The organism is Lysobacter sp. KACC 24251 (genome assembly GCF_057747755.1).
This window is the reverse complement of the sequence record NZ_CM173222.1, coordinates 2759484-2782964: the sequence shown is the minus strand read 5'-3', so window position 1 is coordinate 2782964 and position 23481 is coordinate 2759484. Positions and strand designations below refer to the sequence as shown.

Below are 23481 nucleotides of genomic sequence, written 5' to 3'. Positions count from 1 at the left end.
GGTGGCTATCCTAGGCGTCCACCCGACCCCGGATATATGGCACTGGACGCGACCGAGCAGCAAACCGCAGACACCGGGCTGGTGATCTTTCGCGCCAGCCGGCTGGAGGCATTGGTGCCCCCGTTGCGCGAATTGCTGCGGCAGACCCGGCCCGCGTCGGTGCTGGCGCCGCAGACGGTGGTGGCGGCGCATCCCGGCATGAAGCAATGGCTGACCGGTGCGCTGGCGCGGCTGGCCGGGCCGACCGGGGTAGTGGCCAACCTGGAGGTGATCCTCCCCAGTTCATGGTTGAACGCGGTGGCGGGCGCGCGGCTGGGCGCGCAGGCGGTGAAGCTGCCGGCATGGCAGCGCGCCCACCTGCGCTGGACGCTGCACGACCTGCTGCGGCCGGGGCACGCGGTGCCCGGGCTCGAAGACGCACGCATCGAGCGCTACCTTGCGCCCGCACCGGGCGCGGCGGTGGCCGATGCGGCCCGACGCCGTTTCCAGCTGGCCGACCGGCTGGCGGGCCTGTATTCGCAGTACCTGGTGTACCGGCCCGACTGGCTCGATGCGTGGGAGCACGGCCAGTACCGCTTCGCCACCGCACGGCAGGCCGACAAAGACCTGCAATGCCTGGAGTCGTCCCTGCTGGCGCCGTTGTGGCATGCAGTCAAGGAGCGGCTGGGCCCTCATCGCGCCGATGCGGTGGACGCGCTGGTGGTCGCGTTGCAGTCCCCCACGCCGTGCGAGCCGCTGCACGTGTTCGGCGTCAGCCACCTCCCGCCGCGGGAGATGGACGTGCTGCGGGCATGGGCGCGGCATGCCCTGGTCTGCCTCTACGTCCCCGACCCCAGCCGCGAATACTGGGGCGGGCTCGCGCATCGCCGCGATGGCCTGGCGGGCCTGCGCGCATGGTCGCGGGAGGAGCAGGCGCGTATCGAGGCCGCCGGCAGTGGCGACTGGTGCGAAGCGCAGGCGCATCCACTGCTGGCGCGGTGGGGCCGATTGGGCCAGCACTTCTTCGCCGCACTGGTCGAAGGGGAGGTGCGCGAGGACATGCGCCATGGCCAGGACGAGGTGGACGTTGCCCCCGCGAACCGGCTGCAGCGTGTGCAGGAAAGCATTCGCCGCCTCGACAGGGCGCTGATGGACGACGCGATTCCGCCCACCACCAGCGAGGACACGGATGGTGAACGCGACCGCGCCGCCGCGAATCCGGGCAATGGCATGGGCAATGCCGAAGATGGGGGCGCTGCCGATGGCGAAACGGCGGAGGGCTGGCGCCTTCGCCAGCGCGCGGACGCCAGCCTGCGGCTGCACGCGTGCCACACGCGGTTGCGCGAGTTGGAAGTGCTGCGCGACGCGCTGCTGGACGCGGTGGAGCATGACGGGGTGCGGGCCGGCAACATCGTGGTCATGGCCCCTGACATCGGCGCCTATGCGCCCTTGATCCCCACCGTGTTCGGCGAGCCGGGCAGCCCGCGTGAGCGGTTGCTGCCGTACCACCTCAGCGACGTGCCCATCGCGCGCGGCCATCGCTTGTTCAGCACGTTCCGCCGCCTTCTGGAACTGGGCAGCAGCCGCGCCACCACGCCGGAAGTGGCTGACTTGCTGGCCATCCCGGAAGTGGCACGTCGTCTCGGCCTGGGCCCCGATGCCGCCGAGGCGTTGCTGGGCTGGATGGAGCGCAGCCGCGTGGCCTGGGCACTGGATGGCGCGCACCGCGCCGCGTTCGCCGCGCCGCCCAGCGCGGACCACAGCTTCGCCTGGGCGATGGACCGACTGCTCGCCGGCTATGTCATGGCCGATGCGCCGGAAGATGCACGCGCCATGGCGTTGGACTTGCCCGATGCCAGCCGCGTGCTACCCCTGGCCGGCGTACAGGGTCCCGCTACTGCAGGCCTGGGCGTGCTGGACCGCCTGTTGTGCGAGCTGCAGCGCTGGCGCGACCTGAGCGACCTGACACTGTCGGCATCGGCCTGGGCGGTCGAGTTGAAGAAGCGCCTGGAGGCGCTGCTGCGCGCCGACCCGGAAGACGGCGATGCCATCGAAGCGATCAAGACACTCGGCCAACTCATCGCCCAACTAGGCGCGGAGCCGGAGAAGGCAGGCCTTGATCCGGAGTTGCACTTCGCCGTGATCCGCGACCTGCTGATCGACGCCCTCGACAGCGTGCCGGAGCGCCAGCGCTTCCTGATGGGCGGCATCACCTTCTGCGGCATGGTGCCGCAACGCGCCATCCCGTTCGAGGTGGTGTGCGTGCTGGGACTCAACGATGGCGAGTTCCCGCGCAGCCACCGCGACGGCGGCCTCGACCTGATGGCGCGCGTGCGGCGCTTGGGCGACCGGGACGTGCGCAGCGACGACCGCTACCTGTTCCTCGAGACCCTGATGTCCGCGCGCAAGCGCCTGCACCTGAGCTGGGTGGGGCAGGGCGTGCGGGACGGTGCCGCACGCAACCCCGCGCCGCCGCTGGCGGAACTGATCGCCGCGCTGGATCAGGCCACGGGCACGCAAGGCTTGTCGATGGACGGGCCGCACGCGGATCGGCCGTGGTGGGTGTGGCACCCGCTGCAACCCTTCGATGAGCGATATTTCAACGGCGAAGACCCCGCGCTGTTCTCCTACTCGCCGGTGTTCGCGCGCCAGCATGGCGACGGCCGCGGCGAATCGCCGGCGTTCCTGGGGGGCGAGGTCGCCGCACGCGATCCGCTACCGGTGCCGTTGTCGCTGCGGGCGCTGGGCGACTTCTTCAAGCGGCCGGCCGACTACCTGCTCAAGCGACGCCTGCAGTTGAACCTCGAGGCGCTGGACGAGGACCACCTCCCCGCCAGCGAGCCGCTCGATGACCGGCTTGAGCGCGTGCAGACGATCGCGCGCCGCGTGTTTTTCGGCGAGGCCCTGCCACAGGGATACACCACCGATGGCGCGCCCGTCTGGCGCCCCGACCACGTCCCGGACTGGGTCGCGCATGGCGGCCTGCTGCCGCCCGGTGAACTCGGCCGCATCGCGTGGCGGCACGAAGCCAATGCCGTGATGGCGCTGCTGGCGGCCGCGACGGCGCACGGACTGGGCGGTGCAGACTCCCGCGCGGCCCGCGCGGTGGAAGTGGATCTCGTGGTGCCGCTGGATGCGGCTGACGGCGTGGACGTCGCCGCGGATGAGCCACGCGTTGCGCGGCTGCACGGCGTGATCGAACACGTGTTCGTGGATGCCACGATGGGCACCCATTTCCTGGTGCGCGCCTTCCCCAAGGCCGGACCCGATGCGGACAAGGCGCTCAAGCCGGTGGCGGATCTGGACTACGGAGAGCGCGTACGAATGTTCATCGAATGGGCCGCGCTGCGGCTGCATACCGGCACCCAACCCAACCCGCCGTCGGTGAAAGTCGCACTGCTGGCGCTCGACGGCGAGGCTTGGGACGAGCTTGGCTGGCGTGCGTGGGATGCGCATTTCCTCGCCACGCCGCAGGCGCGAAGCGCGCTGCTGGCGCAGTTGCGCCAGCGACTGCACACGCTGCTGGCGTTGTGGCAGGACGCAAGCGCCAAGCCCCCGGTGTACTTCCCCAATACCGCGTGGAAGGCGCGGCAGGCGTGGGACAAGGCCATGCGCAAGCCGGCTGGTCCCGCGGACGATGCCCCGCCGTCGCATGCCGCCCTCGAGGCCGCGGCACGCGCTGCAGAAACGGCATTCGACAACGACCGCGGCGGCGAACGCGCCCGCGCGCCTGGCTACGCACGGGTGATGGCGCGCGGACTTTCGTTTGAGCTGGACCCGGCGGACCTCGACAGTGATTTCGACCTCCGCGCCGGAATCGGCAACGGTACGGGTGCGTCGGCCGTGGGTCAGTTGCTGGGTTACGCCATGCAACTCGATGCGGTGATGCAGCTCGAAGTGCCCTCCGACAGCGTGCGGGAGCCCGCCCATGACTGAGGCACCAGATTGGCGCACGCTGCCGCTGGCTGGCGACGGTCGCACGCTGGTCGAGGCCAGTGCGGGCACCGGCAAGACGTGGACCATAGGCGCGCTGTACCTGCGCCTGTTGCTGGAGGACCACAACGGACAGCCGCCGCTCTCGCCCCGCCAGATCGTGGTGGCCACGTACACCAACGCCGCCGCCGACGAACTGCGTCGGCGCCTGCGCGGACGCCTGCTGGAGACGCTCGACCTCGCCGCCAGCGGCTTTCACCTCGCGCCGGCGCCGGCGCCCGAGCACACCGACCGCGCGTGGCTGCATGCACGCTGGCAGCGCACGGACACGCTGGCCGCGGACCGTGAGCGCCTCGGCCTGGCCCTCGCCGAACTCGACCTCGCTCCGGTGAGCACGCTGCACCGGTTGTGCGCGCGCATCCTGGCGGACCATCCGTTCGCCGCCGGCGCCGCCTTCCGCACGCCCGAGATGGTGGACAGCCAGCAGCGTGTGCACGAGTTGGCCGACGACCTGTGGCGCCTGCTGCAGAGCGACGATGCCGCCGACCCTGCGGCCCACGCCGTACTGCAGGCGCACAACGGGCTACACCACGTGCCCACCCGCGACACCGTGCGCCACGACCTTGAGGGGCTGATGCAACCGCTGGTGGTGGTGGAGGCGGATGAGGTGCCGTTGGCGTGGCTGGCCCAAGTGCAGGCGACGCTGGAGGCCGTCGTCGAGCGGCCCGAGATCTTCGCGAGGAGCACTTCGGTGCTGCTCAAGCAGTGGAAGGCGCTGGCAGAGTTCCTGGCCAGCTGTCCGTCCGGCACGCCCGCCTGGGACCTGCTTCCCAAGGCCAAGGACGTCCGCACTGCCCTCGGCAACCTGCAGCACAACCAGGTCAAACCCGAGTTTCACCACGACCCCAGCGTGGTGGCCGCGGCGGCCATCACCGATCCATTGCTCGACGCCATCAGCCGGATGCAAGCCCTGCCGCGCGCGCGTTTCCTCGCCGCCGTCCAGGCCTGGGCCCGGGCGGAGCTCGACCGCCGCCTGGGCGCGGCCGGGCAACTTGGTTTCGACGACCTGCTCACCACCGTCCACGACGCGTTGCGTCCGACGGTCGACGGTGCCCGGCCGTTGGCCGATGCCCTGCACCAGGCCTGGCCGGTCGCGCTGATCGATGAATTCCAGGACACCGACCCGGTGCAGTTCGGCATCCTCGACGCGATCTACCGCAACGGGGATGGCGCGCGGCGCGGTCGCCTGGTGCTGATCGGCGACCCCAAGCAGGCTATCTACCGGTTCCGTGGCGGCGACATCCACACCTACGAGCGTGCCAAGGCCGATGTGCCCGACGCCGACCGGCTGACCCTGGACATCAACCGCCGCTCCTCCGACGACTTCGTCGAAGCGGTCAACCAGTTCTACGACGTTGCCGGCGTCCGCCTCGGCGCCCCCGATTCCGACACGCCCATCGCCTTCACTCGGGCGCGTCCCAGCGGACGACGCGCCGCGCAGCCCTATGCCGGTCCGGAGGGTGCCGGAAGCCGCTCGCTGGTGCTGCACAGCGCCGCAGAGGGCGAGGCCGACGAATCCACCGCCCTGCGCTCCTGCGCCAACCGCATCACCCGCCTGCTGGATCCGCAAGGCGGCCATGCCATCGGTGACCGCGCGTTGCAGGCCTCCGACCTGTGCGTGCTGGTGCCCAACAACGGCCATGCCATCGCGATGCTCAGGTTGCTGCGCGAGCGGGGCGTACCCTGCGTGCTGCGCGGGCGCCAAAGCGTGTTCGCGGACAACGCGCTCGCGCGCGATCTGCTGGTGGTGCTGCACGCCGTGGTCCATTGCCACGATCCCGCCGTGCTGCGCGCCGCACTCGGCACCGGTCTGTGGGGCTGGGGCTACCACCGCCTGCGCGCACTGCGCGATGAACCGGCGGCCTGGCAGCGGGAAACCGCACGCTTCCACCGCTGGCAACGCCTGTGGCGCGAACGCGGCGTGCTGTCCGTGGTTACGGCGCTGATCGATGAGGTCGCTCGCGCGCACCTCGACACACGCGACGGCCACCGCGTGCTGACCGACCTGCGCCACCTGGGCGAACTGCTGCAGGCCTGCGAGGACCAGGCTGACGGCATGGCCTCGGTGCTCAAGTGGCTGCAGCAGCGCATTGAAGGCTCGCGTGAGGACAGCGAGGACGCCGCCGACGCCAACGCGCTGCGCATCGAGTCAGACGCACACTGCGTGCAGGTGATGACCCTGCACGGCAGCAAGGGCCTGGAGTTCAACGTGGTGTTGTTGCCGTTGATGTGGAAGCACGAGGGGCGCGCGCGCCAGCACGCCAAGGGCCTGCGCACGCTGTCGGGCGCGGACGGCCTGCGACGCGTCGCACTGGACGAGGCCAGTGTGCGGCTCGATGACCGCGAGCAGCAGGACGAGCGCTTCCGCGTGCTCTACGTGGCGCTGACGCGGGCGGTGCATGCCTGCCATCTGTGGATCGCGCCGCATGCGAAGAAGGGCGCGGACGATGCCCTGGCCGCGCCGTTGGCGCTGGCCACCCCGCGTCTTGATGCGGAGACGCTTGCCGCACATGGGGCCGACCGCATCGCCGTGGTGTCGGGTTGGCGCACGTCGCCGGTGCTGCGCCCGCCGCAGCCAATCCGCGTGCGCACCGGCGACGAAGCGCGCGTCCTGCCGGCCGTCCCGGAACGCATCCTCCCGTCGCGCCACAGCTTCACCACGCTCGTGGCGCGACGCCGCCGCTTCGAAGCCGACCCGTGGGCAGCGGCGGGTGACGAGCGCGACGCCACGGTTCTCAACGCGCCCCTCGACGCGTCGGCGATGGAGGACGCGACGGCCTCGGTCACCGCGACCACCATCGCCACGCCACATCCCGAGCTGGACAGCCTGCTGGGCGTGGCCGGCGCCGACTTCGGCAACGCCGTTCACCGGATTCTGGAACTGCGCGTTCCCGGCGAGCCATTGGCCGCGCAGCACGCACTGGTGCGCGAGAGCCTCACCCACTACGACGTCAGCCACCGCGAGTTGACCACCGAAGCGCTGGCCGCGCGACTGATCCCGCGGTTGCAGGCCGTGCTGGACGCCGACCTCGCGCGCGCAGGCGTGCGACTGGCCGACTTGCCGTCCCCGGCCCTGCGCGCCGAGATGGAGTTCAACTACGCCCTCGATGGGGCCTCGCTCGCGCGCCTGCGCGACGCCTGCGCCCAGCACGGATGGCCGCAACTGATCCCCGCACGCGCGCAGCAGCTCGCAGGCCTGATGAACGGCAAGATCGACCTCGTGTTCGAGCACGAGGGCCGCTTCCACATCCTCGACTGGAAGGGCAACGACCTCGGCGATGGAAATTCCGCCTGTCTGGAGGATTACGCCCCAGCCGCGCTGGAGCGGAAGATGGACAGCACCCACTACCGCTTCCAGGCACTGCTCTACACGGTGGCCATTGACCGCTACCTGCGCGATCGGCTGGGCGACGCCTACGACCGCGCCCGCCACCTGGGTGATTGCTGGTACCTGTTCGTGCGAGCCACCGGCCTGCAGCTGCCCGACGGCACGCCCTGTGGCGTGTGGCGCCATCGTTTCGACGACGCCCTGATCGACGCGGTGCAGGCGGAGCTGTCGCGCGTCGAGGTGGGTGTGGAGGCGGCCGCGTGAACCTGCCCGTCGCACGCGGTTTCCACTTCCGCCCGGTCCCGGGCTTCGAGCCGCCCGAGGCCTGGTCCAGCCTCGACAATGCCGTGGCGCGTTGGGTGCTGGCCCACGGCGGCGATGCGCGGCTCGCCCGCTTGGCGGGCTGGGCCAGCGCCGCCGAAGCGCGCGGGGACGCGGCGCTGCTGCTCACCCCGGACGGCGCGCAACGGCTCGGCATGCCGTGGTCACCAGGCCTGCCCGCGTTCGTTCACGCGATGGTTGGCGATGCCGCCAACGCCTGGGTGCAGCGGGCCGAGGGCGACGCGGTCCCCGCCAGCCCCTTCGTGCTCGATGGCGAAGCATTCTTCCTGCGTCGCAACTTCCTGCACGAAACCGCGGTCGCCGAGTTGGTCCGGCACCGTCGCCAGGCAGGCACCACGGCGGCGCACGCCATCACCGACGACGACCTGCGCGGCCTGTTCAACGGCAGCACCCGCGATGAGGAAGCGCCGCAGCGCGCGGCTGTCCGCCAGGCGCCGGGCAAGCGCCTGTTCGTGCTCACCGGCGGCCCCGGCACGGGCAAGACCACCACGGTGCTGCGCATGCTGTTGGCACTGGTGCGCGAGCACACCGCCACGCACGAAGGTCGCGCGCCGGTCGTGCGCATCGCCGCGCCGACGGGCAAGGCCGCCCAGCGCCTGACCGAGTCGTTGCGTCGGGGCAGCGTCGCGCTGCACGCAAGACCGGCGTCGCAGGGCGCGAACCCCGAGAACGCCGCCGGCCCCACCACCGCCCCCCCGTGGCTTCCCCTGCCGCCTACGTGGCAGCCCCATCTCGACAGCCTAGCCACGGCCGAGTCCGGCACCCTGCACCGGCTGCTGGGCAGCCGCGGCGGGCAGGGTGGCTTCGCCCACCACCGTGACCACCGCTTGCCGGCGGACATCGTGGTGGTGGACGAAGCCTCGATGATCGACCTCGCGCTGCTGCGTGCCCTGCTCGAAGCCCTGCGCGACGATGCGGTGCTGGTACTGGTGGGCGATGCGGACCAGCTGACCTCGGTGGGCACCGGCTCGGTGCTGGCCGATCTGGTGGCCGCACTGGAAGCCGACGACGCACCCGACCTGGTCCGGCTGCGCCACTGCTTCCGTGCCGACCGTTTGCTCGTCCCGATCAACGACGCCGTGCGCAACGGCGACGTTGGCGCGTTCCAGGACGCGTGGCGCGCCGCCGGTGGTCGGGCCGCGCGTCATGCGCCACTGGACCGCCGCGCGTTGGACCCCCTGCTTTCGGCTTGGGCGCGGCGCGTGGAAACCTCGCTGGCGCAGGCCCGCGCGTTCGATGTGCTGCACGACGCCGATCCCACCGCCGCGCGCCGCGCGCTGTCGGCACTGCATGCCCAGCAACTGCTGTGTGCATTGCGCGAAGGCCCGTTCGGCGCTGTCGACGCCAACGCCCGCATTGCGCACCACCTGCGCCGCAGCGAAGCCCTCGCCGAGTGGGCCGAGGCCGACTGGTATCCCGGGCGGGCGGTGATGGTGGTCCGCAACGACTACGCCAGCAACCTGTTCAACGGCGACGTGGGCCTGTGCCTGCGCGTGCGTCTGGCAGACGACCGCGAGGTGTTGCGCGTGGCGTTCGAAGGCTCCGCGGTTGACGGCGACGGCGACGGCGGAGCTGCGGCCGTGCGATGGTTCGACCCCGACACGCTGCCCGCGCACGAAGGCGCCTTCGCCCTGACCGTGCACAAGAGCCAGGGCTCCGAGTACGGACATGTGGCGTTGCTGCTGCCGCCAGTCGCTGAACACCCATTGCTGGTGCGGCAGATGCTCTACACCGGCCTGTCGCGGGCGCGCCAGAGCGTGGAACTGTGGGGAACGGACGACGCGGTCGCGACATGCCTGGCCAACGCCCTGACCCGGGCCGGGCGTCTGCGCGAGCGGGTGCGGGGACAGGTCTGCGCTGCGGATGCCGCCGCTCCTGCGGAAGGGGCGGGTTAACCCGACACCACCCCATGGATTGCCTTTGAATCTGACCCCGATCAAGGCGGTTCGGCAGCGCGGATCAATCATGGAAAACGCGCCGGCACGTCCCAGCGCGTGGAGCGGACGTGACGGTGTTTCCCCCCATTGCATCCACGCATCCGGAGGCATCAGATGTCAGGCATCACCCGCTGGAACCCGTTCGAAGGCATGTCGCGGTTCGACCCTGCGGCAGAGATGGGCGAGATGTTGCGCGGCTTTGGCCTGCAGTCCCTGCGCAATGGCCCGCCCATGCCCATGGAGTTGCGTACCGACATCAGCGAGCAGGAGGGCGCCTATCAGGTCAACGTCGAGATCCCCGGCGCGCGCAAGGAAGACATCGACGTGTCCATCGACGGCCGCCAGGTATCCATCACCGTGGAGACCCGCAGCGAGAAGCGCGAGGAAAAGGGCAAGGCCATCCACACCGAGCGCTATCAAGGCACCGCCTACCGCGCGTTCACCTTGCCGGAGGAAGTGGACCGCACCAAGGCCAGCGCGCGCTACGAGGATGGCGTGCTCAAGCTCACCCTTCCCAAGCACGGCGGGACGGAGTCTCACCGCGTCGCGGTGCAGTGACTGGAACGCGGCCGCCGCGCACGGCGGGGCGGGCTGCGCGGCCAACAAAAAAGCCCGCCAAGGCGGGCTTTTCCACGGCGGGGCAGGACCCCGCATCTGCGACCCACCGGACTGGTGGCTATGGGTGGACTCGAACCACCGACCCCAGCATTATGAGTGCTGTGCTCTAACCGGCTGAGCTACATAGCCGGGAGTCGCAGATCCCGCCGCAGTCGCGGCGAGCCGCAAATTGTGCGGACCCCGGTTGGCAATGTCAATTCTCCGCGCCCGTCGCGGTCGACTTGTCCTGTGCCGCCCCCCGTGGCAGAGTCCAAGACAGAGACGCAAGTCACCCTAATTCAGGAGTCCGCATCGTGATCGATCCGGACGGCTATAGGCCCAATGTCGGCATCATCCTGATGCACCCGGACGGCCGCCTGTTCTGGGCGCGCCGGGTGCACCGCGATGGCTGGCAATTCCCGCAAGGCGGGATGAACAGCGACGAGACGCCGCTCGAGGCGATGTACCGCGAGCTGCGCGAGGAAACCGGGTTGATGCCCGAGCACGTCGAAGTGCTGGGCGCCACCCCGGGCTGGCTGCGCTATCGCCTGCCGCAGCGCTCCATCCGCCGCCACGACCGGCTGGTCTGCATCGGCCAGAAGCAGGTCTGGTTCCTGCTGCGCCTGATGGGCGAAGAATCCGACCTGCGCCTGGACCTGACCGACAAGCCCGAGTTCGACCACTGGCGCTGGGTGGACTTCTGGTACCCGGTGGAGCACGTGGTGATGTTCAAGCGCGGCGTCTATGCCAGCGCCCTGCATCACCTGGCGCCGGTGGCCCGCCGCGTGGCCGGCCCGAGCGCGGTGCCTGACCCGCGGGGCGTGCCGGGCCTGGCACGGCCCCCGCTGCGTTCGCGCCAGCGGCCGCGCCCGCAGCCCAACGGCCCCCCGGGGCGGGGCGGCGACACCGGTTCAGCTTCCAGCAATTGACAATCATTCTCATTCGTGTTCCCCTGCGCAGGCAGCCAATCCGGCTGCATGCCGCCCGAACGCCGCCGTGTACGTCTGCATCTGCAATGGGGTCACCGACCATGCCATCCGCCAGGCCGCCGAAGCGGGCTGCCGCACGATGTCCGAACTGACCATGCGCACCGGTGCCGGCTCCACCTGTGGCAGCTGCATCGAGATGGCCACGGCCATCCTCGACGAGACCCACGCCCGGCTCGAGCTGCCGTTGCCTATGCTCCGGGAAGCCGCCTGACCCTGCCACGCCTGGTCGGGCCGTCCGTTCGAGCGAAGGCTCCTTCCCGCCCGTCGTGGCCGCGGCCTGCCGCGACCGGATCGTCGCAAACGCCACTGATTCGCGTCCGCGCCCGCATGCGATTCGCGTTTCGTCATTCGGTGCGTGCCGCGGGCTAAAGTGTCCCCTTGCCACGCAAACGGAGCACCGCGATGAAGGGTGACGCCAAAGTCATCGAGTACCTCAACAAGGCGCTCTACAACGAGCTGACCGCGATCAACCAGTACTTCCTGCACGCCAAGATGCTGAAGAACTGGGGCCTGAAGGAGCTCGCCGAGCACGAGTACCACGAGTCCATCGACGAGATGAAGCACGCCGACAAGCTGTCGGATCGCATCCTGTTCCTGGACGGCCTGCCCAATTTCCAGGCGCTGGGCAAGCTGAAGATCGGCGAGAACCCGCGCGAAGTGTTCAGCTGTGACCTCGCGCTGGAGCTGGAGGCCGTGCCGCTGCTGCGCGAGGCCATCAAGTACTGCGAGACCGTGGGTGACTACAACAGCCGCAAGCTGTTCGCCGACATCCTCGACTCCGAGGAAGAGCACATCGACTGGATCGAGACCCAGCTGTCGCTGATGGATCGCGTGGGCGACCAGAACTACCTGGCGATGAAGCTGGAAAGCTGACCGCAGCCGCCCGCCACGCCATGCAAAACGCCACCGCGAGGTGGCGTTTTTTTTGCGTCCTCAGCCCGTCGGCACCCGCGGCGCCCGCCGGAACAGCCTGCGCCATACCCACCACAGCACCAGCGCCAGCGCGACCGTCAGCACCACGACCACCGACAGCGCCACCCACGGGTAGGCGAACACCAGGCCCAGCCCGCCCACCACCGCCACGTCCTCGGTCACCGAGGCGGTCCAGTTGCTCACCGGCTCGGGCGAGGTATTGAGCAGCGCGCGCGAGCCGGCCTTGAGCAGGTGGCTGGTCAGCGCCACGCCGGCACCGGTGGCCAGGGCACCCGCCCCCAGGTCGCCGCCGTCGCCGCCCAGCGTGGCGGCGGCCAGGAACGCCCCGGCCGGCACCCGCAACAGGGTGTGCAGCAGGTCCCAGCCGGTGTCGACCCCCGGGATCTTGTCGGCGAAGAACTCGACGGCGGCCAGGACCCCGGAAATGCCGATCACCCACGGCGAGGCGGTCACTTCCAGCGCCTGCGGCAGGTCCAGCCAGCCGAACGCGCCCGCCAGCCCCACCCCGAACACGGTCAGGTACACGCGGATGCCCGCCAGCCACGCCAGCACTACGCCAATTGCGAACAGGTGCGCATCGGTCATGTCGGGTTCTCGCTAGACTGTCGGCCGCAGTATAGGAGCGCCGATGTCCCGATGGCGCTCACGGGGAACGCATGGTCAACAAACCACCACCGCCGCGTTACGTGGTTACCCAGCAGCGGCCCAGCCGTCGGAGCTGGCTGTGGGTGGGGCTTGCCGTGCTCTGGGCAGGCTCGCTGGGCGGCGCCTGGATCGCCGCCTCGACCACCGCGGCGCCGCGCCTGCCGGTGATCAGCGCCGAGCTCGACGAGACCCGCGGCCGGCTGGCGAGCGTGCAGGCCGAGCTGGATGAGTTACGCCAGCGCGAGGCCACCCTTTCACGCTCCGACCAGATCAGCCGCGCGGCCAACAAGGAAGTGCAGGACGGCCTGGCCCAGCGGGACGAACAGATCGCCCGGCTGCGCGCCGACCTGGCGTTCTACGAACGCATGGTCGGCCCCGGCGCCAAGCCGCAGCCGCTCAACGTGCACTCGGTGGCCTTCGATCCGGAGGCCCCCGGCAGCTGGCAGTACGAAGTGGTGCTGACCCAGAGCCTCAACCGCGATGGTGTCACCCAGGGACAGCTGCAACTGCGCGTCGAAGGCATGCGCAACGGCCGGCCGGCGACACTGGCCTGGTCCGAGTTGTCCCCGGGCCGGCAACCGCAGGCCTTCTCCTTCCGCTACTTCCAGCGGCTCAAGGGCAGCGTGAGCCTGCCGCCGGGGTTTACCCCGCAGCGGGTCCGCGTCGACGTGCGAGGCGGCGGCGTCGCCCTCGACCAAGCCTTTGGCTGGAATGACATCTCCACTACCGGAACCACCTGAATGAAGTTCAAGAGCAAGCCGGCGTCCGTGCCGGACGGGCAGGTCGATACCCTCATCGGCCCGCAGATGATCATCCGTGGCGACCTGCAGTTCAGCGGCGGGTTGTACGTGGAAGGCCGGATCGTGGGCAAGGTCATCGCCGAAGAAGGCAAGCCGGCCATGTTGACCCTGGCCGAGAACGGCAGCATCGAAGGCGAGATCCGCGCCCCGGTGGTGATCCTCAATGGCCGCCTGGATGGCGACGTGCATGCCGAGGAACGCGTCGAGCTGGCGTCCAAGGCGCGGGTGAAGGGCAACGTGCACTACAAGGTGGTGGAGATGGCCGCCGGCGCGATGCTGACCGGCCGCCTGATCCACGCCGAGGCCACGCTGGACGAGTCGCGGCTGGAGGCCGCAGCCGTAGTAGGCTGATCGCTCCTCCGGTAGTCCGGGAGCGTCCATGGAAGACAACCCACCACCTGCCAGTGCCCCTGGCGGTATCTTGCCCGCCGCGCGCAGCCGCCGCGGGCTGTACGTGCTGGCGGCGCTGGTCGCCGTGTCGCTGCTGTTCGGCGCTTGGGGCGCGTGGCGCGTGCTCGCCCCCGCCAGCGGTGACACCCGCGGCCGCCTGCTCGCCGCCGAGCGCCAGCTGGCCGTGGCCAAGGCGTACATCGAGGATCAGGAGCAGCAGGTCGCCACGCTCAAGCGCTCGGACCAGATCAGCCGTGACGCCAACCGCGACCTGCAGGGTGCCCTGGCCGAACGCGAGGAAGAGATCGCCGGCCTGCGCGCCGACCTCGCCTTCTACGAGCGCCTCGTCGGCGCCACCGGGCAGCGCCGCGGCCTGAGCGTGCATGCCATCCGCCTGCAGCCGCAGGGCGCGGATGCCTGGCACTTCGCCACCACCCTGACCCAGAACCTCAACCGCGGCGGGGTCAGCACCGGGCAGATGTCGCTGGCGGTGGAAGGCACCCAGGCCGGCAAGCTGCGCAAACTGGCCTGGGCCGACCTGCGTCGCCAGCCTGCCGCGCCGGGCGTGGCCTACTCGTTCAAGTACTTCGAACAGGTCGAAGGCGACGTGTTCCTGCCGGCAGGCTTCACCCCCGTGCGGGTGGAAGTGCGCCTGCAGCCACGCTCCGGCGGCTCGGTCACCGAGTCGTTCAGCTGGGCCGACGCCACCCGCGACAGCGTGGGCAACACGGCCGCACCGTGATTGCAACGGCTTGAATGCGGGGCCCCGGCGCCCCATCCTGAGCGTATGGACATCATCTCCCCCGAGTCCCTCCGCGCGCCGGATTACCAGTCGCTGGAGCGTCCGCTGCAGTTCACCCCCGCCGCGGCCGCCAAGGTCCGCGAGTTGGCCGCCGAAGAGGGCAACCTCGACCTCAAGCTGCGCGTGTACATCCAGGGCGGTGGCTGCTCCGGGTTCCAGTACGGCTTCGAGTTCGACGAGGCGCAGGCCGAGGATGACCTGGCCGTGCTCACCGACGGCATGACCCTGCTGGTCGACCCGCTGAGCCTGCAGTACCTGATGGGTGCGGAAGTCGATTACACCGAAAGCCTGCACGGCGCGCAGTTCGTGATCCGCAACCCCAACGCCAAGACCACCTGCGGCTGCGGCTCATCGTTCTCGACGTGAGCGTGCCGGGCGCGCCCTTCGCCTTCATCGGTGGCGGTGATCCCGCCGGCCGCGTGCCACCCGCCGTGCTCGACCGCGCCGACCACCTGCGTGACGATGCCGACGCGTTGGCCGCGCTGTGGCCGCAGGCGCGCGTCATCGTGCTCGACGAGAAGGGCAATGCCCTGAGCGATGCCGACCACGCGCCCCTGTTGCCGACCGGTGCCGAGATCACCGGCGGTCCGGGCGGCGTGGGCGCGGCGGCGTTCCTCGGGCTGGATGAGTCCGGCGTGGCCTGGTTCTCGCTGGATGCGGCCCTGACCGCGTGGGAAGCGCCCTCGCGGATCGACCTGCGCGGCGCGGCCGCGACTTGGCCGCTGCGCGAGGCGGCGGTGTTCGCCGAGGCGCGCGCGCTGCAGCACTGGCGCACGCGGCACCGCTACTGCGGCGTGTGCGGCGGCGAAGTCAGCCGTTCGCGCGCCGGTTGGCTGGGACGCTGCACCCAATGCAGCACCGAGCACTACCCACGCACCGACCCCGCGGTGATCGTCGCCGTCAGCGATGGCGAGCGCCTGTTGCTGGGCCGGCAGGCCGGCTGGCCGCCGCGCCGCTACTCGGTCATCGCCGGCTTCGTCGAGCCGGGAGAGTCGCTGGAGCAGACCGTGGTGCGCGAAGTGGCCGAGGAGACGGGCGTGCGCGTGCGCGCCTGTCGCTACGCCGCCTCGCAGCCGTGGCCATTCCCGTCGGCGCTGATGCTGGGCTTTACCGCGCAGGCCGAGCCGGACGAGCCGCGCGTCAATGACGAACTGGAAGACGCGCGCTGGTTCACCCTCGACGAAGTGCGTGCGGCGCAACAGCGGCGTGCCGATGACCAAGGCGAGGGCCTGCTGCTGTCACCGCGGATCTCGATAGCGCGCTGGCTGATCGATGCGTGGGTCGAGTCGAAGGCGGCTGGCTAAGGGAGCGCCGCGCTAGAATCGGGACATGCCCCCACCGGGCCGAAGGAGACGCCATGTCCGTGACCCTGATCGCCGTGGTCATCGCATTGCTGCTGGGGCACCTGGCGCAGCCGTTCGTCGCGGCGCTGCGCCAATACGACTGGTATGCCGACTGGCTGCGCTGGCTGTCCGCGCGCTTCGGCGAGGGCAGTGCGTGGCGGGGCCGTTACGGCATCGCGATCGCGCTGGCGGTGCCGCTGCTGGTGGTGGGCCTGTTCCAGGTTGCGTTGGACGCGCCGCTGCTGGGCCTGGTGGGCCTGCTGTTTGCGGTGGCGGTGCTGGTCTATGCGTGGGGTCCGCGTGACCTGGACCTGGACGTCGATGCGATCACCGCGACCACCGACCCCGTCGCGCGGCGCGAGGCCGCCGCACGCCTGTGGCCCGCCGGGCAGGAACCGTTGATGGACGGCGCCTCACTGGTGGAGGCGGTATTCCGCAACGCGCAGCGGCGCTGGTTCGGCGTGCTGTTCTGGTTCCTGCTGCTGGGGCCGGTGGGCGCGCTGCTGTACCGGTTGTCGGTGCTGTCGGTGGAGGGCGAGATGGCGACGCAGCTGCCGCCTACCACGGGCGAAGGCGCGCGGCGCCTGCTGGCGGTGCTGGACTGGCCGGTCGCGCAACTGATGACGCTGGCGCTGGCACTGGTGGGCAACTTCGACACCGTGCTGGCGGCGTGGCGCGAGGCGGGTGGTGGTTCGGCGTCGCTCGACAACCGGTTCCTCGGCGCGGTGGCTCGAGCCAGTGTGCGCAGCGAGCTGGTGGAGGAAGCGAGTGATTATGCCGACGAGAATGGCGTGGTGCCGCCACGTTACATGGCGGTGGCGACGGATCTGCCGGAATTGCGCGATGCGATGAGTCTGGTTTGGCGGTGCCTGCTGGTTTGGTTGGCGGTGCTGGCTCTGTTTGTCATCGCGGGGTGGGTTAGTTAGGGGAGATCGGTCGGAGGCGGGGCGTGGAGGCCATTGCTCCAGCGATCCGTCGCGGCATCCTGCCGCGAGTCGCGCCGCGCGCCATCCATGGCGCGCTTTTCCGCAATAGCCCCCACGCCCCACCTCACCAATCGGGTTGGGTGGGTTCAAGTGCAACAGCCAAACCGATTGCGACCCCCGACCCAATCGGGTGTCCCTTGCCGACTAGCAGTGCTTACCGAGGGCAACGGCCCCGGCCGAAGCCAGCATTGTTAGGCTGCAGAGCCACGCAACTCGCGCACCTTGGCCTCGAGTACTTTGGCTGAAGCGGAGGCGGGGTCGAAGGGCGGATCGGCGATGACGTCGACGTGCGCGCGGAAGCGACGCGGTACGCGCATGCGGCCCAGGCGCGTGTCGCGGCGGCTCCACATGCTGGACCACATCCCGCCCAAGGCCATCGGCACCACGGGTACGGGCCGGCGTTCGAGGATGCGCTCGACGCCAGACTTGAATGCGGCGATCTCGCCGTCCTTGGTCAGCGCGCCCTCGGGGAAGATGCCGACGATCTGCCCGTCGGCCAGTGCCGCGTCGATCTCGTCGAAGGCGCGCTGCATGATCTCGGGATTCTCGCGCGCGCCGGCGATGGGAATGGCCTTCGCGGTGCGGAAGATCCAGCGCATCACCGGGATGTTGAAGATCTTGTAGTACATGACGAAGCGCACCGGCCGCGGGATGCTGGCGGCCAGGATCAGCGCGTCCATGTAGCTGACGTGGTTGCATACGATCAGCGCGGGGCCTTCGTCGGGCACGTTGGCCTCGATGCCGCGCACGCGCAGGCGGTAGAGCGTGCGCACCAGCACCCAGCTCAGGAACCGCATCAGGAACTCGGGCACGATGGTGAAGATCCACAGCGCCACCAGCGTATTGGCCACCGCCAGCGCCAGGAACAGCTGCGGAATGGTCCAATCGGGCAGCGGAATGCGCAGGCCGCCAAGCTGCAGCGCGGCCATCTGCAGCACCACGCCCAGCACCGCGGCCATCACCACGAAGCCGGAGTTCTGGATGTTGAGGCCCGCGATCACGCGGGCGATCTCGCCGCGCGGGGTGCGGCTCTGGATCAGCGCGAACAGCGGCACCACGAAGAAGCCGGTGAACAGGCCCACGGCGGTAAGGTCGAGCACGATGCGCCAGCTGCCCGGCTGCTGCAGGAAAGCCGCCACGCCCAGCCCGGTGGCCGGCGGCGCGCCGGTGCGCGCGAAATACAGGTCGAACAGGAACGCGCTCATGCCGAACGCGCCCATTGGCACGAGGCCGATTTCGACGGTGCGTGCAGACAGCTTCTCGCACAGCAGCGAGCCCAGGCCGGTGCCCACCGAGAACAGTGCCAGCACGAACAGGTACAGCGTCTCCGCGCCGCCCAGGTTGACCTCGGCGTAGGTGGGCAGCTGCGCGGTCAGCATGGTGCCTACGAACCAGAACCACGACACTCCCAGCACCGCGTTGCGCACCGCCAGTTGCTTCTTCGCCAGGCGCAGCACGGCGAGGGATTCGGGGATGGGGTTGAGGTGAATCTTCAGGTCGGGCGCGCCGGCCTCCGCGCGGGGGATCAGGCGGCTGACCAGATTGCCGGTGATGGCCAGCGCGATGATCGCGGTGGCGGCGACAATGGGGCCGTGGTCGCCGGCCAGCTTGAAGATCAGCCCGCCGGCGATCATGCCGGTGAGGATGGAGATCGACGTGCCCATCTCCACCAGGCCGTTGCCGCCGGTGAGTTCCTCGGGCTTGAGCACCGAGGGCAGCAGCGAGTACTTCACCGGCCCGAACAGCGTGGACTGCACGCCGGTGGCGAACAGCGCCACCAGCAGCACCGTCATGTTCTGGGTCAGGAAGCCGACCGCGGCCAGCGACATGATCGCGATTTCCATCGCCGTGGTGATGCGTATCAGCCGCGACTTCTCCAGCTTCTCCGCGATCTGCCCGGCGGTGGCCGAGAACAGGAAGTACGGCAGGATGAACAATGCCGGCGCCAGGTTGGTGTACAGCGTGCGCTGCTCCGGCGACACGCCCAGCCAGAACAGCAGGCCGATGATGGCCTGGCGGTAGACGTTGTCGTTGAAGGCGCCCAGCGCCTGCACCAGGAAGAACGGCAGGAAGCGGCGCTGGCGCAGCAGCTCGAACTGGGTGTGGCGCCGTTCCGTCGGCGCGGTGTGCGGCTGGTGCTTCGACTCGTCCTGCGTCATGCGGCCCCCGGGGTTTGGCGGGAGCCTAGCAGATGGGGGCGATGTTGCTGGCGTGGGTCAGCGTGCGGTGTAGGGGGTGGCGGGTTCGTGCACGCCGCCTGCAGCGCGCAGGTGAGGCCGCAACCACGTGGCGAATTCGCTCTCCGACATCGAGCCATCGGCCAGCGCGATATACACCGGGTACAGCGTCAGGTCGTCGGCCTCCAGCACCGTGCCGTTGAGCAGCAGAAAGGTTTCGCAGGCGACGGCCGCGGTGCGTTTGTTGCCATCCACGAAGGGGTGATTGCGCGCCAAGCCGTAGGTCAGGCTCGCGGCGAGCGCGGCCAGGTCGGGCGGCGGATCGCCATAGGCGTGCAACTGGTGCGGGCGGGCCAGCGCCGAGTCGAGCAGACCCTCGTCGCGCACGCCGGAACCGCCGCCATGCTCGGCCAGTTGCCGGTCGTGGATGGCCAGGATCAGTGGCTTTCCAATCCAGATGACCATGTCACTGCGCCAGCTTGTGCAGCAGGGTGCGGCGCTTGCGCATGACCTCTTCGGCCACTTCCATCTGCGCCGCCAGCTCCGGGTCGAACGCGGTCAGCTTGATGCCGTCGGGCGTCTCCAGCACGTACAGCTCGTCGCCCTTGTCCACGCGCAGACGGGCCAGCAGCTCCTTGGGCAGGATCAGGCCGGCGGAGTTGCCGATGGTGGTGATCTTGAGCTTCATGGGGGCGGCTCCGATGTGCGTTATAACTAAGTTATAACTAACGTTATACCGGCACCGAGAGCGGGGCAAGCGCCCCAATGAACAAGGCCCCGTTGCCGGGGCCTTGTGGCTACTGCATCAACCGTCCGCCGGGTGTCCCGGCGCCGGCTCAGCCCACCGCAGCCTGCGGCGCCGACGGGGTCGGCAGCGGCGTGGGGGTCGGGGTGGGCGCCGGGTCCGGCGTGCGCGACGTGGTGTCGAAGCGCTTGCCCAGCATCTTCTTCAGCGCCTCCACGCCCTCACCCTTGCCCGCCGTCTTGAGGTAGTTGTAGCCCTCCAGCGCGGCCATCATCACGTCGCTGCCCAGCACCATCTCGGTGTGGCGCACGCGCTCGGTCAGCTTGGTCAGGCGCACCATGCGCGCGTTGAGCGCGTCGTGCGTGCCCAGGTCGCGGCGCATTTCGTCATAGTCGAAGGCGCGCGGCATCAGGTGCAGGTTCTCGCCGATGACGTCGGCCGCCTGCCGGCAGAACGGCTCCGAGCCGTCGCCCATCTTGACCAATCGCTGCAGCTGGCTGGCCGTGGTGCTGGTGAGGATGGGGTCCAGCGCCTCCATCAGCGCGTTGAGCGCCTGATCGACCTTGCCCCTCTGCTCAGTGTCCATGTGGTGGCTTGCGAAGTTCTGACTCATGTCTTCCGTGTCTCCATGTAGGTGTTGCTCCAAGCCCTGGCCACCTTGGCCGGGGAGGGGAAGGGTACCTGACGAGGGGGGGGCGTGGGACCGCGGGCGCTGGGAGGTTCGCGACAGAACCTTGGCGTAGGGTGAGGGAACCCTGGGGCCCCGCGGTCAGAGGGCAAGGCGTAGGGCGCCGAGTCACGAGGAGGGCGGCGGCGAGCCTGTGCGTCCTCGCGCGCGGACGAATCGGGGTCCGCGTGCGGGGCCCGGGTGTTGGGCGCGTGGCTGCCGCGGTGCGCGTACGGACGCGTGCGGGGGCGGGAGCGAAACAATGGGCGTCCGCGAGCGGACGGACGCAGGGGGAGTGCGGAAGGAGCGATGTTTGCCGCAGGCCGGGAGAGGTGCGGCAGCGGAGGAGGGAGTACTCGCACGCAAGCCCCAAACGGTCCGCGCAGCGAGGTTGGGAGCGCCCGTCGCCGACGTTGAACTTCTGACGGTCGAGGGCCTTCGTATGGACGCTGGTCCTACGCGGCACCCGCCCTTGCCAGTCGTGATTTGAAATAGCGTTGCGTCTCGGCGTCCGTGCAGTAGATGTAGCAGCCCTTCATCCCACGCGTCATTAGCGTTCGATAGGTGTTGCGGATGATCCGATCCACGCGAAGCGCGGTACCCGTCGGGTCAGTCTCCGCCAATGCCTTGTAGCCGTGAATGGACTTGTCCCGGCGCGAGCGGTGCTTCGCGGATGTCACCATCACCCCGTCACGAACCTGCACGTCCGGACCCACGATCACGCCCACGTAGTCCAGTTCCAGCCCCTGACACGTATGGATGCAGCCGACTTCATCGATCGAGGTGGGTGTAATGATCCATAGGCTACCGTCCTGGTCGAGGTTCCACCGGCGTTTGTATCCATGCTCGGGGATAACAATGTCGAACAAGTCGGGGTTCTGCTTGCTGACCCAATCCCAGCAATAGCCAGCGACCACGCGCGCCTTGTTGTTGACGTGGTTCTTCTCCGTGATTAGTGCATGAAGTTCGGTGGGCGAGTCGACCACCTTAAAATCGAACTCGGCCGGATCGAGTTGTTCATTAGCGGTTTCTCGTATCCCCAGCGTGTGGTCAAGCCACGCCATGTATCCATCCGAACCGTTGCATCGGAATTGGGAAGCAAGCTCCAGATGCAGGATGTCCGCGCTGGTATCGGTTGCGATGCGCTCAATCTCAGCAACGTGTCCAACGTCCTTCAACGTGACGATCTGATCATCGTCCGCGAAGAAGATCGTGCATTTCGCACTATTGATGATCTCCCGGACCTGATGGTCGCCAAGGTTGCCAAACAGCCCCGACTTCTCGTTGAGACGGTGTGCTTCATCCACGATCAGCACATCGAAGACATTAGGGTCGGTGTTCATGAACGCCCCAGACCCTGAGAACAGGTTGGAAATAACGGTTGGTCGCACCGTCCCTGTAAGTCGCGTTCGATATACCGCCCGCGGCGCAGCATTCTTTGACACGTAACGGCTGTTCAGCCCCAGTTTGGAGAGCTCCACAAGCAGGTTGATCGCAACGACAGACTTGCCGGTGCCGGGGCCGCCACGGACTATGACGACCTGCTTCCTTCCGTCGGATGCCTGCTTTGCCCGGGCAATGGCGTTCTCGTAAACCACCTTCTGGTCGTCGACCAGAATGAATTCCTGGTTCCCTTTCATCATCTTTACAAGGCTATCCACCAGCATCTTCGACGGTTTGATCCTGCCGTTGTCGATTCGGTAGATTAGCTCGGCCTTGTCTCCGTGACGCACGTGCTGCTTGATGAACTGGCGGAGCCGGGACCGCTCGGATTCGCCCTTGAGGAAGAGTGGCGCCTTTTCGATGTAGGGCGCGTAATGCGGGTGATTAACGACGCCATCGGCCACATGGTTGTGCAGGTAGGCGCAGGGACGCAACTCCACGCCGCCGTCGTATACAGCCTCGTTGAAACCCTGTAGCAATGCCGCGTAGGACCATGCCTGGTAGCTTGGGTGGGCGCCTTCCCTCGGGCCAGAGGCACCGCCGCGACGCGCGATGATGATTCCGTCCTTGTCAGTCAGTGTGGTCTCTGACCACTGCTTAAGCTCGACAATGATGACGTGCGGGTTGTGGTCTTCATCCTTGCCGGAAAGGATGAAATCAATGCGCTTGGATGTCTGGGGTATTCCGAACTCGATGCCCACGCCCATGTCGGCCGGGATGCCGTCGTCGCGCAAGACGTGGGCCATCTGCGTGAGCGACTCCCGCCAGGCGCGGATTTCGGGTTCAGGCGCGTAGCGGCCTGTCTGGTTCAAGTACCGTTGTGCCACGATGTCCTCAATGACGCGATCAAACACGTCATCCATGAACTTGGTCTTCGTTTCCTGATAGACGATCACTCAAGCCTCCGCCGGCTCGTGGTGTCTAGAGTTCGCTGTACTTGTTTGCCGTTCCCTTTGCCAAGGAGATCGGGTACTTGGATGCGTTGATCTCAATCTTCGCTTGGGCGGCGTCGATGAGGTCGATATCGAGCTTGTCCGCCAGCTGGATCAGATACAGCAGCACATCGGCCATTTCATGCCCTGCCGCCGTCCTCTTATCCACGGACAACGAACGACTCTGTTCGTCATTGAGCCACTGGAAGTGTTCCAGCAGTTCCGCGGCCTCTACCGCCAGTGCCGTTGCGAGGTTCTTTGGAGAATGAAACTGCTCCCAATCGCGTTCCTCAGCGAACAGGCGCAACTTTTCCCTCAGTGTTTCGATTGAAGGACTCATGACAGGCTCCACACGGGTTGACGGTATCCTACCCGCTGTGCTCTTGCGCTAAGAGAAATTCCCGCGCGGCGCAACTGCTGGAGACACGTCGTCGTGCATAGATTTCCGCCGGT

Annotated in this window: 19 protein-coding genes, 1 tRNA gene and 1 pseudogene; 13 read left to right on the top strand and 8 right to left on the bottom strand. The window is 68.6% G+C overall.

The window, feature by feature from the left end; genetic code table 11:
* Positions 1-36 precede the first annotated feature (36 nt).
* The 4 genes from recC to AC3ARF_RS12885 all read left to right on the top strand — a co-directional run bounded on the left by recC (position 37) and on the right by AC3ARF_RS12885 (position 10137).
* Complete coding sequence (gene recC, locus AC3ARF_RS12900) at positions 37-3915, top strand: exodeoxyribonuclease V subunit gamma (protein WP_498928529.1); 3879 nt, start codon at positions 37-39, stop codon at positions 3913-3915.
* Entirely contained in the window at positions 3908-7564 is a 3657-nt protein-coding gene (locus AC3ARF_RS12895) for a UvrD-helicase domain-containing protein (protein WP_498928527.1), read from the top strand. The genes recC and AC3ARF_RS12895 overlap by 8 nt, the downstream gene beginning before the upstream one ends.
* Entirely contained in the window at positions 7561-9537 is a 1977-nt protein-coding gene (locus AC3ARF_RS12890; RefSeq protein WP_498928526.1) for an AAA family ATPase, read from the top strand. Before AC3ARF_RS12895 ends, AC3ARF_RS12890 begins: the two co-directional genes overlap by 4 nt.
* 156 nt (positions 9538-9693) lie before the next feature.
* A complete protein-coding gene (locus AC3ARF_RS12885; protein WP_498928524.1) occupies positions 9694-10137 on the top strand; it encodes an Hsp20/alpha crystallin family protein in 444 nt (147 codons plus the stop codon).
* A gap of 112 nt (positions 10138-10249) precedes the next feature.
* On the opposite strand, the gene AC3ARF_RS12880 is transcribed toward AC3ARF_RS12885, so the two are convergent.
* Positions 10250-10326: transfer RNA gene (locus tag AC3ARF_RS12880), tRNA-Met, on the bottom strand.
* Between the two features lie 164 nt (positions 10327-10490).
* Between AC3ARF_RS12880 and AC3ARF_RS12875 the strand changes: the two genes are divergently transcribed.
* The 3 genes from AC3ARF_RS12875 (at position 10491) to bfr (ending at position 12038) form a co-directional block, all read left to right on the top strand.
* Entirely contained in the window at positions 10491-11105 is a 615-nt protein-coding gene (locus AC3ARF_RS12875; protein WP_498928522.1) for an RNA pyrophosphohydrolase, read from the top strand.
* Positions 11106-11172: 67 nt separating this feature from the next.
* Positions 11173-11376, top strand: coding sequence for a bacterioferritin-associated ferredoxin (locus AC3ARF_RS12870; RefSeq protein ID WP_498928520.1), 204 nt, complete (start codon positions 11173-11175; stop codon positions 11374-11376).
* Between the two features lie 191 nt (positions 11377-11567).
* Positions 11568-12038, top strand: coding sequence for a bacterioferritin (gene bfr, locus AC3ARF_RS12865; protein ID WP_498928518.1), 471 nt, complete (start codon positions 11568-11570; stop codon positions 12036-12038).
* A 60-nt stretch (positions 12039-12098) separates the two neighbouring features.
* On the opposite strand, the gene AC3ARF_RS12860 is transcribed toward bfr, so the two are convergent.
* Positions 12099-12683, bottom strand: a complete 585-nt coding sequence (locus tag AC3ARF_RS12860; protein WP_498928516.1) for a DUF4126 domain-containing protein — start codon at positions 12681-12683, stop codon at positions 12099-12101.
* Between the two features lie 71 nt (positions 12684-12754).
* On the opposite strand from AC3ARF_RS12860, the gene AC3ARF_RS12855 reads away from it, so the two are divergent.
* The 6 genes and pseudogenes from AC3ARF_RS12855 (at position 12755) to AC3ARF_RS12830 (ending at position 17004) form a co-directional block, all read left to right on the top strand.
* Entirely contained in the window at positions 12755-13483 is a 729-nt protein-coding gene (locus tag AC3ARF_RS12855; protein ID WP_498928515.1) for a DUF6776 family protein, read from the top strand.
* Positions 13484-13843: pseudogene (locus AC3ARF_RS12850) on the top strand (bactofilin family protein); the annotation flags it as partial.
* A 79-nt stretch (positions 13844-13922) separates the two neighbouring features.
* A complete protein-coding gene (locus tag AC3ARF_RS12845; RefSeq protein ID WP_498928513.1) occupies positions 13923-14675 on the top strand; it encodes a DUF6776 family protein in 753 nt (250 codons plus the stop codon).
* A 45-nt stretch (positions 14676-14720) separates the two neighbouring features.
* On the top strand, positions 14721-15101 hold the full coding sequence (gene erpA, locus AC3ARF_RS12840) for an iron-sulfur cluster insertion protein ErpA (RefSeq protein WP_498928511.1): 381 nt from the start codon (positions 14721-14723) through the stop codon (positions 15099-15101).
* A 2-nt stretch (positions 15102-15103) separates the two neighbouring features.
* Positions 15104-16039, top strand: coding sequence for an NAD(+) diphosphatase (gene nudC, locus AC3ARF_RS12835; protein WP_498931881.1), 936 nt, complete (start codon positions 15104-15106; stop codon positions 16037-16039).
* 53 nt (positions 16040-16092) lie between these two features.
* On the top strand, positions 16093-17004 hold the full coding sequence (locus AC3ARF_RS12830) for a hypothetical protein (RefSeq protein WP_498928509.1): 912 nt from the start codon (positions 16093-16095) through the stop codon (positions 17002-17004).
* Positions 17005-17255: 251 nt separating this feature from the next.
* On the opposite strand, the gene AC3ARF_RS12825 is transcribed toward AC3ARF_RS12830, so the two are convergent.
* The 6 genes from AC3ARF_RS12825 to AC3ARF_RS12800 form a co-directional block, all read right to left on the bottom strand.
* Positions 17256-19223: an MFS transporter gene (locus AC3ARF_RS12825; RefSeq protein ID WP_498928507.1), complete on the bottom strand. Its 1968-nt coding sequence runs from the start codon at positions 19221-19223 to the stop codon at positions 17256-17258.
* Positions 19224-19280: 57 nt separating this feature from the next.
* Positions 19281-19706, bottom strand: coding sequence for a type II toxin-antitoxin system death-on-curing family toxin (locus AC3ARF_RS12820; protein ID WP_498928505.1), 426 nt, complete (start codon positions 19704-19706; stop codon positions 19281-19283).
* A gap of 1 nt (position 19707) precedes the next feature.
* The gene (locus AC3ARF_RS12815) at positions 19708-19929 is read right to left on the bottom strand and encodes an AbrB/MazE/SpoVT family DNA-binding domain-containing protein (protein ID WP_498928504.1); all 222 of its coding nucleotides are present in this window, start codon (positions 19927-19929) and stop codon (positions 19708-19710) included.
* Between the two features lie 148 nt (positions 19930-20077).
* Entirely contained in the window at positions 20078-20599 is a 522-nt protein-coding gene (locus AC3ARF_RS12810; RefSeq protein ID WP_498928502.1) for a hypothetical protein, read from the bottom strand.
* Positions 20600-21108: 509 nt separating this feature from the next.
* A complete protein-coding gene (locus AC3ARF_RS12805) occupies positions 21109-22992 on the bottom strand; it encodes a DNA/RNA helicase domain-containing protein (protein WP_498928500.1) in 1884 nt (627 codons plus the stop codon).
* A 25-nt stretch (positions 22993-23017) separates the two neighbouring features.
* Positions 23018-23368, bottom strand: a complete 351-nt coding sequence (locus AC3ARF_RS12800) for a nucleotide pyrophosphohydrolase (RefSeq protein WP_498928498.1) — start codon at positions 23366-23368, stop codon at positions 23018-23020.
* Positions 23369-23481: the final 113 nt, after the last annotated feature.